General features: G+C 71.9%; 2 protein-coding genes. One reads left to right on the top strand and one right to left on the bottom strand.

The window, feature by feature from the left end; genetic code table 11:
• Positions 1-54: 54 nt before the first annotated feature.
• Positions 55-819 (bottom strand): ATP-binding cassette domain-containing protein, encoded by a 765-nt coding sequence (locus DMC18_RS02680; protein ID WP_110132679.1) that lies wholly within the window; start codon positions 817-819, stop codon positions 55-57.
• Between the two features lie 110 nt (positions 820-929).
• Here DMC18_RS02680 and DMC18_RS26495 point away from each other — a divergent pair, with 110 nt between their 5' ends.
• Entirely contained in the window at positions 930-1103 is a 174-nt protein-coding gene (locus DMC18_RS26495) for a hypothetical protein (protein WP_199232533.1), read from the top strand.
• Positions 1104-1114: the final 11 nt, after the last annotated feature.

Genomic DNA, 1114 nt, shown 5'->3' with positions numbered 1-1114 from the left:
GCCGCCGACAGCGCCGCGTGCCAGGCCAGGCGCTGGGGCAGGAGCGCGAGCAGTTCAGCCATCCGCCAGCGCCCTCACCCGCTCGGCCTGGCGACGCGGGGCGGCCATCAGGGCCTCGACGCGCGGATCGGCATGGCCGGCCATCAGGGCGCGCGGCGCGGCGTCGGCGATGATCCGCCCATGCTCCAGCACCACCACCCGGTCGGCCAGCAGCAGGGCCTCGGCCACGTCGTGGGTGACCATCACCGTGGTCAGCCCCAGGGTCTCATGCAGCCGCCGCACGTCGTCGCCCAGGGCGGTGCGGGTGATCGGGTCCAGCGCCCCGAACGGCTCGTCCATCAGCAGGATCGACGGCCGCCCGGCCAGGGCCCGGGCCACGCCCACCCTTTGCCTCTGTCCGCCCGACAGCGCCGACGGCCTGCGTCCGGCGAGCGCGCGCGGCAGGTCCACCAGGTCGAGCAGCTCGTCCACCCGCGCGGCGATCTCGGCCTTCGGCCAGCCCAGCAGGTCCGGAACCACGCCGATGTTCTCGGCGACGCTCATGTGCGGAAAGAGGCCGATCTCCTGGAAGACGTAGCCGATCCGCCGCCGCAGGCTTGGGCCGTCCAGGGATCCGACCACCTGGCCGTCCACCCGCACGACGCCCGTCGTCGGCGTCGCCAGGGCGTTGATGGTCTTCAGCAAGGTGGTCTTGCCCGCCCCCGATCCGCCGACCAGGGCCACGAACTGGCCCTTCTCGATCGACAGGTCCACGGCCTCCAGCGCCACGGCGTCGCCGTGCGTCTTGCCGACTTTCTCGAGAACGATGGCGGGGCTCATGCGCCCTCACCTTCCGCGCTAGCGGCCGCTGCGACAAGCCGTCCCGCTTGCACCAAGCCAAATCAGACGCGTTAATACGAGTTAACGGGGGGCTGATCAGGAGCAGAACAATGGCCACGGCCCTATCCATGCCCGGTTTCAAGGCCCGCAAGCGCCGCAAGCTCGTCCAGCGCCGCCTGCGCGTCGCCGTCGCCCTGATGCTGCTGGCCAACCTCGCCGTCTGGGCCGGCGTCGTCGCCGCCCTGCGCGGCATCGACGTGGCGGCGCTGCTGCCGCCGCTATAGATCCCTCTCTC

The organism is Caulobacter sp. D5, assembly GCF_003185805.1.
Classification (GTDB): domain Bacteria; phylum Pseudomonadota; class Alphaproteobacteria; order Caulobacterales; family Caulobacteraceae; genus Caulobacter.
This window is presented reverse-complemented; position numbering and strand designations above follow the sequence as displayed.

Excerpts from the sequence above, each read along its gene's own strand:
- DMC18_RS02680 (WP_110132679.1), bottom strand. The coding sequence starts at position 819 with ATGAGCCCCGCCATCGTTCTCGAGAAAGTCGGCAAGACGCACGGCGAC.
- DMC18_RS26495 (WP_199232533.1), top strand. The coding sequence starts at position 930 with ATGGCCACGGCCCTATCCATGCCCGGTTTCAAGGCCCGCAAGCGCCGC.